The organism is Gordonia amarae NBRC 15530 (assembly GCF_000241345.1).
GTDB classification, from domain to species: domain Bacteria; phylum Actinomycetota; class Actinomycetes; order Mycobacteriales; family Mycobacteriaceae; genus Gordonia; species Gordonia amarae.
In genome coordinates, this window is the sequence record NZ_BAED01000023.1 from 1 (window position 1) to 15089 (window position 15089).

At 66.6% G+C, this 15089-nt stretch carries 14 protein-coding genes and 1 pseudogene; 6 read left to right on the top strand and 9 right to left on the bottom strand.

Translation table 11 applies throughout. The annotated features are described in order from the left end of the window. Nucleotides 1–16 precede the first annotated feature (16 nt). Genes GOAMR_RS07015 through GOAMR_RS07030 form a run of 4 tightly spaced genes read right to left on the bottom strand, consistent with a single transcriptional unit; the run spans nt 17 to nt 3785 of the window. Nucleotides 17–1027, bottom strand: a complete 1011-nt coding sequence (locus GOAMR_RS07015) for an MlaD family protein (RefSeq protein WP_005184697.1) — start codon at nt 1025–1027, stop codon at nt 17–19. After that, nucleotides 1024–2034, bottom strand: a complete 1011-nt coding sequence (locus tag GOAMR_RS07020; RefSeq protein ID WP_005184699.1) for an MlaD family protein — start codon at nt 2032–2034, stop codon at nt 1024–1026. Before GOAMR_RS07020 ends, GOAMR_RS07015 begins: the two co-directional genes overlap by 4 nt. A gap of 4 nt (nt 2035–2038) precedes the next feature. Further along, on the bottom strand, nt 2039–2914 hold the full coding sequence (locus tag GOAMR_RS07025) for an ABC transporter permease (RefSeq protein WP_005184701.1): 876 nt from the start codon (nt 2912–2914) through the stop codon (nt 2039–2041). Nucleotides 2915–2918: 4 nt separating this feature from the next. Then, nucleotides 2919–3785: an MlaE family ABC transporter permease gene (locus GOAMR_RS07030; protein WP_005184704.1), complete on the bottom strand. Its 867-nt coding sequence runs from the start codon at nt 3783–3785 to the stop codon at nt 2919–2921. Nucleotides 3786–3974: 189 nt separating this feature from the next. Here GOAMR_RS07030 and GOAMR_RS07035 point away from each other — a divergent pair, with 189 nt between their 5' ends. After that, nucleotides 3975–4820 carry an SDR family oxidoreductase gene (locus tag GOAMR_RS07035; RefSeq protein WP_005184705.1) on the top strand — a complete coding sequence of 282 codons (846 nt, stop codon included), beginning with the start codon at nt 3975–3977 and terminating at the stop codon, nt 4818–4820. A gap of 34 nt (nt 4821–4854) precedes the next feature. Then, complete coding sequence (locus GOAMR_RS07040; RefSeq protein WP_005184708.1) at nt 4855–6126, top strand: cytochrome P450; 1272 nt, start codon at nt 4855–4857, stop codon at nt 6124–6126. Between the two features lie 113 nt (nt 6127–6239). Here GOAMR_RS07040 and GOAMR_RS07045 read toward each other — a convergent pair whose 3' ends face one another. Both GOAMR_RS07045 and GOAMR_RS07050 read right to left on the bottom strand, forming a co-directional pair. Next, nucleotides 6240–7157, bottom strand: coding sequence for an LLM class F420-dependent oxidoreductase (locus tag GOAMR_RS07045; protein ID WP_005184717.1), 918 nt, complete (start codon nt 7155–7157; stop codon nt 6240–6242). A gap of 4 nt (nt 7158–7161) precedes the next feature. Continuing rightward, nucleotides 7162–7983, bottom strand: coding sequence for a mycofactocin-coupled SDR family oxidoreductase (locus tag GOAMR_RS07050; protein WP_005184720.1), 822 nt, complete (start codon nt 7981–7983; stop codon nt 7162–7164). 190 nt (nt 7984–8173) lie between these two features. On the opposite strand from GOAMR_RS07050, the gene GOAMR_RS07055 reads away from it, so the two are divergent. From GOAMR_RS07055 to GOAMR_RS07070, 4 genes are read left to right on the top strand one after another with little or no spacing between them, the layout of a single operon-like run. Then, the gene (locus GOAMR_RS07055; RefSeq protein ID WP_005184723.1) at nt 8174–9340 is read left to right on the top strand and encodes an acyl-CoA dehydrogenase family protein; all 1167 of its coding nucleotides are present in this window, start codon (nt 8174–8176) and stop codon (nt 9338–9340) included. Between the two features lie 6 nt (nt 9341–9346). Next, complete coding sequence (gene fabG, locus GOAMR_RS07060) at nt 9347–10093, top strand: 3-oxoacyl-ACP reductase FabG (protein ID WP_005184725.1); 747 nt, start codon at nt 9347–9349, stop codon at nt 10091–10093. Nucleotides 10094–10097: 4 nt separating this feature from the next. Beyond that, on the top strand, nt 10098–11312 hold the full coding sequence (locus GOAMR_RS07065; RefSeq protein WP_040514626.1) for an acetyl-CoA C-acetyltransferase: 1215 nt from the start codon (nt 10098–10100) through the stop codon (nt 11310–11312). Between the two features lies 1 nt (nt 11313). Next, nucleotides 11314–12507 (top strand): acyl-CoA dehydrogenase family protein, encoded by a 1194-nt coding sequence (locus tag GOAMR_RS07070; protein WP_005184729.1) that lies wholly within the window; start codon nt 11314–11316, stop codon nt 12505–12507. Between the two features lie 59 nt (nt 12508–12566). Here GOAMR_RS07070 and GOAMR_RS07075 read toward each other — a convergent pair whose 3' ends face one another. From GOAMR_RS07075 to GOAMR_RS07085, 3 genes and pseudogenes are all read right to left on the bottom strand, one after another. After that, the gene (locus tag GOAMR_RS07075; protein ID WP_005184731.1) at nt 12567–13715 is read right to left on the bottom strand and encodes a phosphotransferase; all 1149 of its coding nucleotides are present in this window, start codon (nt 13713–13715) and stop codon (nt 12567–12569) included. A 185-nt stretch (nt 13716–13900) separates the two neighbouring features. Beyond that, nucleotides 13901–14311: pseudogene (locus GOAMR_RS07080) on the bottom strand (hypothetical protein); the annotation flags it as partial. A gap of 48 nt (nt 14312–14359) precedes the next feature. Then, complete coding sequence (locus GOAMR_RS07085) at nt 14360–15088, bottom strand: hypothetical protein (RefSeq protein WP_005184735.1); 729 nt, start codon at nt 15086–15088, stop codon at nt 14360–14362. Nucleotide 15089: the final 1 nt, after the last annotated feature.

The window sequence follows — 15089 nt, forward strand, 5'->3', positions numbered from 1 at the left end:
TTGCCCTTGTTCCTGCTCAGGCCCGGCACAGCGTGATCCTCTGGTTGCCGAGCAGCACGGTGAGCGCGGCCGGTGGGGCGGTGGTGCCCTTGGAACAGGTGAACTTTCCGGCCTCTGGGGTCACCGCGGCCACAAACTGCAGGAAACCGGGGATCCGGTTGAGCGAGGCGATCGTTTCCTCCGGTTTCGGGAAGGCCTGCGCGATGAGGCGGTCGATGTCGGGGTTGGGGTCGCCGGTGAGGCCGAGCACCTTGAGCATGTGCTCGAGCGGGAACAGGATCGGCGGGATCTCGTCGGCGAACTGCGCGAGCAGCGGCACCTTGTCCTTGAGTTCCAGGAACAGCTTGGTGAGCTGGTTGATCAGTGCCATCGTGTTGCCGGAGCCGCCGCCGATCTGGTCGGACACCCGCGACAGGTTCCGCACCAGCACGGAGATGACCTGCTGCCTGTCGACGGCGTACCTGCTGAGCTGTTCGACCGCGTCGAGGACCTGTCCGATGCCGCTGCCGTTGCCCTCGATCACCGCGTACAGGCTGCCGGTGAACTTGTTGAGTTCGGCCGGGGACAGTTGCCGCAGAACGGGTTCGAGACCGTTGAACACCGTGGTCACATCGAACGACGGCACGGTGTGGCCGGTGTCGATGGTCGATCCGGGCGCCCGCAGGTCGGCCTTCTGCGCGGGTGTCAGCGTCGACTGCTGGATGTCGATGTACCGCTGGCCGGTCAGGTTCTGGTAGCGGATCGCGAACCTGGCGTCCTTGGCGACTCGGTGCTTGGTCTGCAGGTCGAAGGTGACCTTGGCATCGGTGCCTTTGAGGGAGATGCCGGTGACCTTGCCGACGCTCACACCGAACTCGCGGACGTCGTTGCCCACCCGCAGGCCGTTGGCGTCGGTGAACAGGGCGGTGTAGCCGGTCACGTCGCCGCGGATCGGTTTCTCGATGGTGCGCAGCACGCCGACAAGGATGACGGCCATGACCGCGGCGAATACACCGATCTTGATCAGCAGGGACGGCATGCTCTTCATCGGCCGCCCCCACCCGCGTTGAGGGTGAGCGCCAGGCGCAGCACCGGTTCGGCCGGTGACCCGCCGAACGTCTTGGCTGTCCGGGTCAACAGCTGCTCCAGCTGGGCCTGGGTGGTCTGGGGCGAGGACACCACGGACGCAACGGCATTCATCAGCGGTACCGGCATCGCGGCCAGGCCCCGATAGTCCGGTTGCAACACCTCCAGCAGATTCGCCAGGCCCGGGATCACCTTCTTGGCCAGCATCGCCACGGTGGCGTCGAAGCGTGCCTGCTTCTCGGGGACCTTCAGGTACGGATGATCGTGCACCATGCGCAGCAGGACCAGGCCGCCGTCGAGGGTCGCCGGGAATCCCGACAGCGCCGAACCCAGGTCCCGCAGGATCGGCGAATACGGCATCTTCTGGGTGTCGGCGACGGTTTCGACGGTGGTGACCAGTGCTTTCATCAACGGCGAGAACGCCTTCGCATCCTGGGCCACCTTCTTGAGCAGGTCGGCCAGGTCCGGGGTCAGCACATCACCGCTGAGCTTGCCCAGCGAGAGCAGCATCGTCGAGACCGTGGCGTCGTGCACGCGGTCGCGTTGCGCGCCGGTCAGATTGATCGTGGTGCCCGACCGCAGGGGCGAACCACCCTGCTGTGCGAGCAGACTGATCTGGGTGATGCCGAAAAGGTTGGCTGGGGAGTAGTCGATCGACAGGGCATCGGTGAGTCCGGTCAGCGCCGGCCGGTCGAGGTGCACCGTGATCGCCTGGCCGGCGTCGGTGCGGGTCACCGAATCGACCTTGCCGACAACCACTCCGCCGCGCCGCACCTCGGTGCCCTTGGTGACACCGTCGCCCACCTCCTCGGCGAGCAGGGTGACGGCGATCTGGCCGGAGTCGAGATCGTCGGTGGGGATGAACCGCCACCCGATCACGGCGAGTGCGGCCACCAGGATCGCGGCGATGCCGACGGTGCGGGCGGTGTGGGTGTGGGTGGTGATCCCGGTGAGCGCGTGCCGTGCCATGCGGTTACCCCGAGAACCTGATCGGCGACTGCAGGCCCCACAGCACCAGCGTCATCACCATGTCGAGGGCGATGATGCCCACCAGCGAAGCCCGGATGGCACGCCCCGAGGCGATGCCCACGCCCTCGGGGCCACCGGAGGCGAAGAAGCCCTGGTAGCAGTGGATGAGGATGATCGCGACGGTGAATACCAGGATCTTGATGACCGAGGCGACGATGTCCCAGCCGAGCACGAACTGGGTGAAGTAGTGGTCGTACACGCCGCCCGGCTCACCGTGAATGGTGGTGACCACCATCCGCGTCGACAGATAACCGACGACGAGGGCGATCACGTACGTCGGGATCATCGACACCACACCGGCGATGACGCGGGTGGTGACCACGAAACCCACCGCCCGCACGCCGAGGGCCTCGATGGCGTCGATCTCCTCGGAGATGCGCATCGAGCCGATCTCGGCGGTCATCCGGCAGCCCGCCTGCGCGGCGAACGCGACACCGGCCGCGATGGGGGCGAGTTCGCGGGTATTGGCGAATGCGGAGATGACGCCCGACACCGGGCCCAGCGAGACCAGTTCCAGGGCCGTGTACGCCTCGATGCCGATGGAGGCGCCGATTGCCGCACCCATGATGAGCATGACCGGGGCGGTGCCGCCGCCGACGATGAGAGAGCCACGGCCCCAGGTCATGTCGGTGATCGTGGACATCGTCTGGCGGCGATAGTGCTTGAGCGTCAACGGGATCGCCGCGAAGACGTTCCAGCAGAAGGCGAGGGCGAATCCGACAGATTCCAGAAACCTGCCCGGGTTGATGCGCTCGCGGATCGCGCGGACCGGCCGGAGCAGTTTCGGCGTGTACGGGGCGGGGGTGAGATTCTGGGTCACCGGCTCAGCCCATCCTCATCGGGTAGAACATGTTGACCACCTGCGTGATCCCCGTGTTGACCACCATGATCGCCACCACCGACAGCACCACCGCCGCGTTCACGCCGTCGGCGACGCCGCGCGGCCCGCCCTTGGCCTCCAGGCCGCGTTGACAGCCCACCACCACCACGAGTAGCCCGAAGATCATCGACTTGATCAGCGACACCCAGACGTCGATCCGAGTGGCAAACGCGCCGAACGACATCCAGTAGCTGCCCGGGGTCACATCCAGCGACGCGACGGCCACCAGATAGCCGGCGACGATGCCGACGGCGATGATCAGGATGTTGATGAGCGGGGCCACCACCAGCATCGCGATCACGCGCGGGGCGACGAGCCGCTGCACCGGGTCGACGCCCATCACCCGCATCGCGTCGATCTCCTCGCGGGTGGTGCGGGCGCCGAGGTCGGCGGCGATCGCAGCCGCGCCCGCGCCGCCGAGCAGCAGGCCGGTGGCCACGGGCGCACCCTGCTTGATGACGCCCATGCCGCCGGCCGCGCCGATCATCGAACTGGCGCCGAGCTGGTGGACGAGGTTGCCCACCTGCGTGGAGACGATCACGCCGAACGGGATCGCCATGAGGATGCCGGGGATCGCGGTGACGGTGATGATGAACCAGGCCTGCGAGAGCATCTCCCGCAGCGGGAACCGCAACGAGACGATGTCGGTGACCGCGTACCGCAGCGCCGACGCCCCGAGCCGGGTGGTGCGGCCGAAGGTGTCGATCGACGCGCCGATGCGTCCGGGACGACGTTCGGCATCGGTGCGGGCCTTGGCCCGGGCGGCGATGGCTGCGGCCGAGGCGACAGCGGGTGTCTGCGTGCTGGTCATTGTCACCTCCTTGCGGGCGGGTGGCGGTGGTCAACTGGGCTGCCGAGCGTTCAACGCTGTGGCCTACGGCACAGTACCACCTATAGAATGGTCTACGGTATAGGTATCTGTAAGTTTGTCGATCGCGGCCCGAGAGGCTGGATCGACCACGATGACGCCCTGATCATCGGGCGCGGGAGGACGGCAGACATGGGATCGCAGCAGCCTGGTGTGGCGGTTGAGCCTGGTGTGGTGGCTAAGCCTGGTGGGGTGGCTAAGCGTGGTGTGGTGGTTGTGGGGGCCGGGTCGGGAATCGGAGCGGCGGTCGCGGCCCGCTTCCACGATCAGGGCGACAGGGTGCTCGGCGTCGACGTGCGCTTCACGCAGGAGACCCCGTTCGAGCAGGCCGTCCTCGATCTGCGTGACCTCGACGCCGTCGGCGCGCTGATCAAGCGGCTCGAGACCGACGGTCAGGGCTGGGATGTCCTCGCCTACGTCGCGGGCATCCCCGGCACCTTCGATGCGGGCGACGTACTGCGGGTCAACTTCCTCGGCATGCGCACCCTTGCGCTCGGACTGCTGCCGGTGCTGCGCTCGGGTGGCTCGATCGTCACCGTCGCCTCCGTCGCGGGCCTGGCCTGGCAGGCCCGAGGCGAGGCGCTGGCCGGACTGCTCGACGCGTCCACCGGTGAGCAGGTCGACGCGTGGCAGGCGCAGCAGGACCCGGCATACGCGGTCTACAGCACGTCGAAAGAGGCGTCGATCCTGTTCTCCAAGAAGATCTCCGGCCCGGCCTGGCAGAAGTACGGCATCCGGGTCAACACCGTCAGCCCCGGCCCCACCGACACCCCCATCCTCGGTGACTTCAAGAAGTCGATGGGCGACGACACCATCGAATTCGTCCGCTCCGCCGCCGGACGTCACGGAAGCGTCGAGGACATCGCGCCCGTGGTCACCTTCCTCGCCTCCGACGACGCCCGCTGGGTCAACGGCCAGGACATCCAGGTCGACGCCGGGGTGATCGCCGGCATGGGTGCCGGTCCGTACGCCATCTGACCTCGTCCACAGCCCAACGATTTCCGGAGAACCGATGACCAACACCGAAGCACCCGCACGCCCGTACTCCACGGTCGACATCTCCAGCCACTCCTTCTGGGAGAAGAGTTTCGCCGAACGTGAGCAGACCTTCGCACAACTGCGCGCCGGCGACGGCCTCACCTGGCATGAGCCCACCGAGGCGCTGTTCCCGCACGAGGAGACCGGATTCTGGGCGGTCACCCGCAACGCCGACATCCGTTACGTCAGCGCGCATGCCGACGAGTTCTGCTCCGGCCGCGGCGTCACCCTCGACGCGATGCCCGTCGAGATCCAGAAGGCCACCACCTTCTTCCTCACGATGGACGCCCCGGAACACACCCGGTACCGGCGGCTGATCTCGATGGCGTTCACGCCCAAGCAGGTTCGCAAGATCGAGGAACAGATCAAGGCCAACGCCGCCCGCATCGTCGACGAACTCCTCGCCGCTCTCGACGGCGGGCAACCGGTCGATTTCATGGAGGTGGTCGCCAAGAAGCTGCCGATGCAGACGGTGTCGGAGATGATCGGCCTGCCCAAGGATCAGCACGAAACCGTCGCCGCCGCAGCCGAAGCCGTGTTCGGCACCAGCGACGACGAGGTGGGCGGCAATCTGGAGGAGAAGGCCGTCTTCCTGATGATGCAGCTAGGCGTACTCACCAACGCCGGTGTCGAGCTGGCCAAGGACCGTCGGGTCAACCCACAGGACGACCTGATGACCAACATCGTGCAGGCCGAGGTCGACGGGCACAGCCTGACCGACGAAGAGGTCGGCGCGTTCATGGTGCTGCTGGCCTCTGCCGGCAACGACACCACCAAGCAGACCACCGCCCACGCGTTCAAGGCCCTGCTCGATCACCCCGACCAGCTGGCCTGGCTCCGCGAGGACGTCGACGGCCGGATCGGCGGCGCCGTCGACGAATTCGTCCGCTGGGGTACCCCCGTCATGCAGTTCACCCGCACCGCCACCCGCGACACCGAACTCGCCGGCACCACGATCAGCGAAGGCGACAAGGTCGCGATCTTCTACTGCTCCGGCAACTTCGACGCCGAAACCTTCGACAACCCAGGGGTTTTCAACCTCGATCGGTTTCCCAACCAGCACGTCGGTTTCGGTGGCGGCGGCCCCCACCACTGCCTCGGCAAGCAACTCGCCGTCCTCGAACTCAAACACCTGTTTGCCGAACTCGTCACCCGCATCCCCGACGTCGAGTTCGTCGGCGACGTCGACTACATCTACAGCGACTTCACCCACGGCATCAAACACATGACCATCCGCAAACGCTGAGAGTCTCCCTTCGCCGGTTGACGAGCCTCGAAACCCCGTGAGATAACAACGTCGTCTCACGGGGTTTCGAGGCTCGGTCGCTGGGTGACCTCGCACCTCAACCGGCGAGGAGGTCAGCCGAACAGGACGTCCGGGGCGCGGAAGATGTAGTCAACGGCGGCTTCGGGGCTGGAGCCGTCGACGTGGATGACGACCCAGGTGGCGCCGCGACGGCGCAGGTCCGCCAGGTACTCGCGGGCCGCGCGCACGGCGGCGGCGTCGTCGAGATCGGTGTGCGGCAACACGATCTGGACGTCGAGCTCGTCCGGATCGCGGCCGGTCGCGGCGAGATCGGCGCGCAGGCCGGTGAGAATCTCGCTGAACTGCTCAGGCGTCTCGATCGCGCGGGTACGGATGACCGAGGCAAACACCTTCGGGGTGATCAGCGGCATCCACCCGGCCCCGTGCGCGACGACGCGGCGCAGCGCGGCACGGCTGTTGCCGCCGATCCAGATCGGCGGGTGCGGGGTCTGCACCGGCCGCTGCAACCACAGTTCGCTGGTGGCGGCCCAGCCGTCACCGCTCACCGGGGTGGCCGGATCGGTCCAGATCGAGGTGATCGCATCCAGCGCCTCGTCGAAAAGCCGTGCCCGGTCCTCGAACTCGACGCCCACCGCGGAGAACTCCGACCGCAGGTATCCCGCCCCGACACCCGTGATCAGCCGTCCGCCGGACAGGATATCCAGGCTCGTCAGCGATTTGGCGATCTGATACGGGTTGTGGAACGGCAGCACGATCAGATTGGTGAGCAACCTGATCGTGCTGGTGGCCGCTGCCATGAACCCCAGTGCCGCAATGGGGTCGAGCGTGTTGTGGCCGCCGTTGTCGCGCCATTTGGCCGACGGCGCCGGATGCTCGCTGAGGGCGACGGCCGAGAACCCCGCGGTCTCGGCCGCCGTCGCCACCGCGCGGACGACATCGGGTAACAGGAAATCGTCCGGGGCCGAGGGGATTTCGCTCGGATACTCCAGAGTGAACTTCAGTGAGGTCATGGATTCAGTACTGGGTGGTGCCCAGGTCGACGGCGATGGAGGCGGCGGTGACGTGGCGGGCGTCGTCGGAGGCCAGCCATGCGACGGTGGCAGCGACATCCTCGGGAGTGGTGACCATGTCGGGCAGGAATGCGGCCATCGTCTGCTGCAGCGCCGGATTGGATTCGAGTGTTTCGCCGACGCGAACGACCATGTCGCCGCTGCCCATCGGCGTGATGACGGCACCGGGGTGGACGGTGTTGACGCGGATCGAGTGCTTGCCCAGTTCGGCGGCGAAGCCGCGGGCCAGGCCGACGACGGCATGCTTGCTGGCCGTGTAGTGCACCATGAACGGCTGGAACTTCAGGCCGGCGGCGGAACTGATCAGGATGATCGAACCGCCGTTGTCGCCGGCGATGATCGCGGGTGCGGCGGCGGTGACGGTGTTCCAGGTGCCGGTCACGTTGACGTCGAGGATGGTGCGGAACGACTCGGGCGTGACCTCGTCCCAGGTTTCGGGCGCGCAGATGCCCGCGTTGGCGACGACGATGTCGAGACGGCCGAAGGCGGCGACACCGTCGGCGACGGCCTTGCGCACGCCGTCGAGGTCGCGGATGTCGACGGCGGAGGCGATGATCTTGCGTCCGGTGGCCTCCACCAGCGAGACGGTCTCGGCGAGGTCCTCGGGGGTGGCCGAGTCGTAGGGGATGAACTCGGGGAGCGGTCCGGCGATGTCGATGCCGATGATGTCGGCGCCCTCGGAGGCGAGCCGGACGGCTTCGGCGCGGCCCTGGCCACGTGCGATGCCGGTGATGAAGGCGACTTTGCCGCTCAGACGATCGCTCACGTTGTCACTCCTGTTCAGGCCGGGTTGACTCATCGCCGCCGACCACTGTAGTAAGTCTAACTGTAATGCCTACCATATCGACTACCGATTCAGTAGAGCAGGCCTTGTGCCCACCCCCGGGCGCGAAGGTAACGTGACCTGCGTTGACCCTGTCGGTGCCGGCGGTACCGACGTCAGAAAGGAGCCCGTTGTGGCCGTCGACGCCGACGATTTTGCCGAGATCCTCGCCCAGGTCAAACAATTTGTCCGGTCAGTGGTCATGCCCCGTGAGGACGAGATCCTCGCGACGGACCGCATCCCGGACGACATCCGGGACCAGGCCAAGGAGATGGGCCTGTTCGGCTACGCCATCCCCGAGGAATGGGGCGGCATCGGCCTCGACCTCACGCAGGACGTCGAACTCGCGATGGAACTGGGCTACACGACGCTGTCGCTGCGCTCGATGTTCGGCACCAACAACGGCATCGCCGGGCAGGTGCTGGTCAACTTCGGCACCGACGAGCAGAAGAAGCGCTGGCTCGAACCCATCGCCTCGGGCGAGGTCGTCGCCTCGTTCGCGCTGACCGAGCCCGGCGCCGGGTCCAATCCGTCGGGCCTGCGCACCAAGGCTGAACTTGACGGCGACGACTGGGTCATCAACGGCGAGAAGTGTTTCATCACCAACGCACCGAGCGCCGACCTGTTCGTCACCTTCGCCCGCACCCGCCCCGCCGACGCCGACGGTCCCGGCATCGCCGTGTTCCTGGTGCCCGCCGACACGCCCGGCGTCGAGGTGGGCCCCAAGGACGCCAAGATGGGCCAGGAGGGCGCCTGGACGGCGAGCATCAGCTTCACCGACGTGCGGGTTCCGGCGTCGGCGCTGGTCGGTGGCTCCGAGGATGTGGGTTACCGGGCCGCGATGATCTCGCTGGCCCGCGGTCGCGTGCACATCGCGGCCCTCGCCGTCGGCGCCGCCCAGCGCGCCCTCGATGAGTCGGTGGCCTACGCCGCCACCGCCACCCAGGGCGGCACCCCGATCGGTGAGTTCCAGCTCGTGCAGGCGATGCTCGCCGACCAGCTGACCGGCGTGCTGGCCGGCCGCGCACTGGTCCGGGACTGCGCCCGCAAATGGGTGACCGAGGAGGACCGGCGCCTCGCGCCGTCGGCGGCCAAACTGTACTGCACCGAGATGGTCGGCAAGGTGGCCGATCTCGCGGTCCAGATCCACGGCGGCACAGGCTATATGCGCGGTGTGCCCGTCGAACGTATCTACCGGGATGTCCGGCTGTTGCGCCTCTACGAGGGCACCAGCGAGATCCAGCGCGTCATCCTCGGTTCCGGGCTCGTCAAGGCAGAACGCCGTAAGCAGAAGGGTTGAGAACAGATGTCAGGAAACATTCTTTCGGGAAAGACCGCCGTGATCACCGGTGGTGCACAGGGACTCGGCTTCGCCATCGCTGAACGCTTTGTGGCAGAAGGTGCCCGGGTCGTCCTCGGTGACCTGAATCTTGACGCCACCAAGGAGGCCGTCGAGAAGCTCGGCGGCGCCGACGTGGCCGCCGCGGTGAAATGCGATGTGGTCAGCGGTGACGACATCGAAGCGCTGCTCGCCACCGCGCAGAGCACGTTCGGCGGTCTCGACATCATGGTCAACAACGCCGGAATCACCCGCGACGCCACCATGCGCACCATGACCGAGGAACAGTTCGACCAGGTGATCTCGGTCCACCTCAAGGGCACCTGGCAGGGCCTGCGCAAGGCGTCGACCATCATGCGCGAACAGAAGTCCGGCGCCATCATCAACATCTCGTCCATCTCGGGCAAGGTGGGCATGGTCGGTCAGACCAACTACTCGGCCGCCAAGGCGGGCATCGTCGGTATGACCAAGGCCGCCGCCAAAGAGATGGCGCATCACGGCGTGCGGGTCAACGCGATTCAGCCGGGCCTGATCCGGTCGGCGATGACCGAAGCGCTGCCCGAACGTATCTGGAACGAGAAGGTCGCCCAGGTGCCGCTCGGCCGCGTCGGTGAGCCCAGTGAGATCGCCAGTGTGGCACTGTTCCTCGCCGGACCGGACTCGTCGTACATGACCGGCACCGTGCTGGAGGTGACCGGTGGCCGGTTCATCTGACAGCGTGCGGACGGCCGTCATCTGCGAACCCGTCCGCAGCCCGATCGGGCGGTACGGGGGAATGTTCAAGTCCCTCACCGCCGTCGAGCTCGGCGTGGCGGTGCTGCGGGGACTGATGGACCGCACCGGCATCGCGCCGGACGCCGTCGAGGATGTGATCCTCGGGCACTGCTACCCCAGCAGCGAGGCGCCGGCCATCGGCCGCGTTGTCGCGCTCGACGCCGGACTGCCGATCACGGTGCCCGGCATGCAGATCGACCGCCGCTGCGGTTCCGGACTGCAGGCGGTCATCCAGGCGGCGATGCAGGTGGCCACCGGCCAGAACGACCTGGTGGTGGCCGGCGGTGCCGAGTCCATGAGCAATGTGGTGTTCATCTCCAGTGATATGCGCTGGGGCGGAGCACGATCCGGTGTCCAGGTGCACGACGGCCTGGCCCGGGGCCGGGTCACCGCGGGCGGCAAGAACTATCCCGTAGCCGGTGGGATGATCGAGACCGCCGAGAACCTGCGCCGCGAGTACCGAATCTCCCGGCAGGAGCAGGACGAGCTGGCCGTGCTCTCGCATCAGCGGGCCGCGGGCGCCCAGGCAGACGGGCTGCTGGTCGACGAGATCATCCCGGTCACGGTCACCGGCCGTAAAGATTCCCAGGTGATCTCGGTCGACGAACATCCGCGCGCCGACACCACCGTCGAATCGCTGTCGACGCTGCGCCCGATCATGGGCAGGCAGGACCCCGACGCCACCGTCACCGCCGGCAACGCCAGCGGCCAGAACGACGCCGCGTCGATGTGCATCGTCACCACGCCCGAGAAGGCTGCCGAACTCGGCCTGCGTCCTCTGGTGAGGCTGGTGTCGTGGGGTGTGGCCGGTGTCGAACCCAAGATCATGGGCATCGGTCCGGTACCGGCGACCGCCGCCGCGCTGGGCCGGGCCGGGCTGGAACTGTCCGACATCGACCTGATCGAACTCAACGAGGCCTTCGCCGCACAGGCCATCGCGTGCATGCGGGAATGGAACTTCGGCGAGAAGGACCTCGACCGCACCAACGTGCTCGGGTCCGGGATCTCACTCGGCCACCCGGTCGGCGCCACCGGTGGCCGGATGCTCGCCACGTTGGCGCGGCAGATGCAGTCTCGTGGCGCGCGGTACGGACTGGAGACGATGTGCATCGGCGGTGGGCAGGGGCTGGCCGCCGTCTTCGAACGAGTTGGGGACTGACATGGCAACGCTCGCACAGACACTCGGGCTGACCGATGTTCAGCAGGAAATCGTCAGCAATGTCCGGCGATTCGTCGACAAAGAGGTCATTCCCGTTGCCTCGCAACTGGAGAAGACCGACACCTACCCACAGGACATCGTCGACAAGATGGCCGAGATGGGGCTGTTCGGGCTGATGATCCCCGAGGAATACGGCGGCATCGGTGAGTCGCTGCTCACCTACGCGCTGTGCGTCGAGGAGCTCGCGCGCGGCTGGATGAGTGTGTCCGGGGTGATCAACACCCATTTCATCGTCGCTTACATGATCCGGCAGCACGGCACCGACGAGCAGAAGCGGAACTACCTGCCGCGCATGGCCGCCGGTGAACTGCGGGGCGCATTCTCGATGTCGGAGCCGGAACTCGGATCCGACGTCGCGGCCATCCGCACCAAGGCCCGGCGCGACGAAGACGGCCACTACCGGATCGACGGCCAGAAGATGTGGCTGACCAACGGTGGCAGCTCGTCGCTGGTGGCGGTGCTGGTGCGCACCGACGACGACCTGACCAAGAAGCATCGCGGCCTCAGCACGTTCCTGATCGAGAAGACCCCCGGATTCGGTGAGGTCGCACCAGGACTCACCATCCCCGGCAAGATCGACAAGATGGGCTACAAGGGCATCGACACCACCGAGATGGTGTTCGACGGCTTCACCACCTCAGCCGACAATATCCTCGGCGGGCAGCCGGGCCAGGGCTTCTTCCACATGATGGACGGTGTGGAGGTGGGCCGGGTGAATGTGTCGGCCCGCGCCTGCGGTGTGGGACAGCGGGCGTTCGAACTCGCGATCCGGTACGCGCAGCAGCGCAGCACTTTCGGCAAGCCGATCGCCCAGCATCAGGCCATCGCCTTCCAGCTCGCCGAGATGGCCACGAAAGTCGAAGCGGCACACCTGATGATGGTCAACGCCGCCCGGCTCAAGGATTCCGGCGAACGCAACGACGTCGCCGCCGGTATGGCCAAGTACATGACCAGCGAGCTGTGCGCCGAGGTCACCCAGCAGAGCTTCCGCATCCACGGCGGGTACGGGTATTCCAAGGAGTACGAGATCGAACGCCTCATGCGGGATGCGCCGTTCCTCCTGATCGGTGAGGGCACCAGCGAGATCCAGAAGCAGATCATCTCCAAACGTCTGCTCGCCGAATACAAACTGTAGGAACCCTTTCCGCCGGTTGGACCCCCCTTTCGCCTCAACCGGCGAAAGGGTGCGTCCCCTCAACGGGAGACGAGGGAGCGCAGGACGGTGAAGCTGTCGTGGGCGGCGACGGCGGCGACCGCGCGTTCGACACCCACGCGGGAGATCTCGAACGACTGCATGCGGTCACCGGCCTCGGCGGTACAGACGAAGGCGAGCCAGGGCTCGGTGATCGCGGCCTGATACAGCGTCCACGTGCGCTCGCCGTCGACGTCGACACCGAGTTCACCGAGCCGGGTGACATAGCGCCGTACCAGGTCCCGCTCGATCCGACGTGCCTCGTCGGCCTCGACAGAGGCGGTGACGAAGTACGCGACATCCCGGATACCCGGCCAGGTCATCGCGACCTGCCAGTCGAGGAAGCCGGGGCAGCCGTTCTCGAAGAACAGATTTCCCAGATGGGTGTCGCCGTGAATCAGAGTGCGCGGCTGTGATGTCCAGAACGCGTCGATGTCGGCGCTGCGTTCGAAGAAGATGCGGCAGGCGCGTTTCTGGTCGTCAGGAATGATGGCGGCGGTGTGGCCGGTGATGTTGCCGATGAATTTGCGCCGGATCAGGTCGCCGAGGCGGATCTCGGCGGGGGAGCGGTGGGCGAGCTGCCGCAGGTCGCCGTCGAAGCGGTCGGAGTTCCAGAACCGGGCATGCAGACCGGCGAGAGCGTCGACCACCGCCTCGGCCTCGGCCGCGGTGACCGAGTCGACGACCGTGCGGAACTCGGCTGTGGCGGACAGGTCTTCGAGAAGCAGGATGCTGCGTCGGCGCAGTCTGTCCTCCCGGGCCAGATAGCAGCGCGGTGTGCGGACCGGGGGATCGTCGCCGAATGCCTTATATGCGAGCACCTCTTTGGTGCCGAGGCGGAACACGTGCATCAGCACATGCTGCAGATAGTTGCGGGGCGGGAACTTCGCGAACAACGACTCGGGTAGCCGGCCATCCGACGTCACCTCGATGCGGGCCCGATTGGCGGTGCCCGAATGGGCGTCGACGACGGTGACCGAGCCGATCGCGCCGGTGGGCAGTCCCAGCTCACCCGCCAGCCATGACGCCGTGATCTGCTTCTCGTGCAACGGCACCTCGGTCCCGAACGGGATCGTCCGGTCGGCGGCCGCCCGGAACGCCTCGCCGACGACCAGACCGATGCTTTGCGCGGTCACCAGAAACGACGGCACGGGTGTTCTCCTCTTTCACGGTTGCTGTCAACGGTTGGTGTGCGCGGCTGCTACGGTGCGGCCGGCTGCGGCGCCGGAGTGGTCGGCTGAGCCACCGGCTTCTGGGATTGGGTGGCCGGCGTACCCGCGGGCTGCGTACCGCTCGGAGTCGGGGACTGCTGCTCCTTGGCCTGGGCGGCGGCCTTCTCGCGGGCCTCGCGTTCCTCCTTGTTGCGCACCAGTTCCCGGAATCCGATGCGGTCGAGGTGGGACTTGGGCTGGACGCCCCATTCGGTCTTGGCGGTGTTGCGGCCGGTGCCCTCACCGGGACCACCGAACGGCGGGCCCTCGATCGGGTGCGGGTACTTGCATTCGGCCTTCTCGTCGTTCCAGCGCACCTTCATGAACTCGTCGCAGATCTCGGTCAGAGACAGCGTCGGCGCGCCGTACCAGATCGCCAGCACCGGGACGGTGAACGCGCCCTCGATGACGAGACCGAACAGGCAGATGATGATGAAACGCTTGAGCCACTTGTGCATCCGGGCGAATGCGGGGGTGGTGCCCTGGGGGAGTTCCTTGTCGGCCTCGGTGTCGGCCGCAGCGGAGTTCTTGCTCATGATGGGTTCCTAGGGGTCTCAGTCGGCGTTCGATCAGTCTGCGTTCGATCAGTCTGCGAAGATTTCGCGGTTGACCGTGTGCAGGTAGGGGATGGCCAGGAATGGCGTGATGTAGAAGATGTCGAATGCCCACCAGCCGACCACCGGTGCGATGGTGCCGTCGAAGCGGATGTCGGCGTACATGGTCATGTTGACCACATAGCCCACCCAGATCACCACCCCCATCCAGCAGGTCACGATCAGCCACTGATGACCCCAGCGTTTCATCTGCAGGAAGGCGATGCCGGCGGCGATGCGCATCGGGAACACCACGAACACACACGCGATCTCCCAGCCTTTCTCGCCGGGGGCGGAGGTGCCGCCGATGAACAGCGAGTTGTATTCCCAGAAGTAGCCGTTGTCGGCGTAATTGCCCCAGGCGGTGAAGAACACCCGGTTGAGGATCGAGTGGTTGGCCATCAGGTCCAGACCCCACCCGATGCTGTTGATGAAGGCGTCGAGGATCACCAGGTAGCCGATGAGGGTGACCATGATCGGCCGCACCGACATTCCCGACCGTCCCGCCTTGCGTTGCAGGTAGAGACCGCGCAGGAACATGGGCAGCCCGATGATGCCGAACACCATCGTGCCCATGAAGGCGGTGCCGGCGATCAGCCATTTGTCGGCCTGCCGCTGGGCGAGTGTGCTTTCCTCTTCGTGCTGGTTGTAGGACAGCCCGCCCGACGTCGGGCTGGTCATGACGCCGCCGGCGCCACTTCCGTTGCGTGTGAAGGCCATG

Excerpts from the sequence above, each read along its gene's own strand:
- GOAMR_RS07015 (WP_005184697.1), bottom strand. The coding sequence starts at position 1,027 with ATGAAGAGCATGCCGTCCCTGCTGATCAAGATCGGTGTATTCGCCGCG.
- GOAMR_RS07040 (WP_005184708.1), top strand. The coding sequence starts at position 4,855 with ATGACCAACACCGAAGCACCCGCACGCCCGTACTCCACGGTCGACATC.
- GOAMR_RS07030 (WP_005184704.1), bottom strand. The coding sequence starts at position 3,785 with ATGACCAGCACGCAGACACCCGCTGTCGCCTCGGCCGCAGCCATCGCC.
- GOAMR_RS07085 (WP_005184735.1), bottom strand. The coding sequence starts at position 15,088 with ATGGCCTTCACACGCAACGGAAGTGGCGCCGGCGGCGTCATGACCAGC.
- GOAMR_RS07020 (WP_005184699.1), bottom strand. The coding sequence starts at position 2,034 with ATGGCACGGCACGCGCTCACCGGGATCACCACCCACACCCACACCGCC.
- GOAMR_RS07035 (WP_005184705.1), top strand. The coding sequence starts at position 3,975 with ATGGGATCGCAGCAGCCTGGTGTGGCGGTTGAGCCTGGTGTGGTGGCT.
- fabG (WP_005184725.1), top strand. The coding sequence starts at position 9,347 with ATGTCAGGAAACATTCTTTCGGGAAAGACCGCCGTGATCACCGGTGGT.
- GOAMR_RS07045 (WP_005184717.1), bottom strand. The coding sequence starts at position 7,157 with ATGACCTCACTGAAGTTCACTCTGGAGTATCCGAGCGAAATCCCCTCG.
- GOAMR_RS07070 (WP_005184729.1), top strand. The coding sequence starts at position 11,314 with ATGGCAACGCTCGCACAGACACTCGGGCTGACCGATGTTCAGCAGGAA.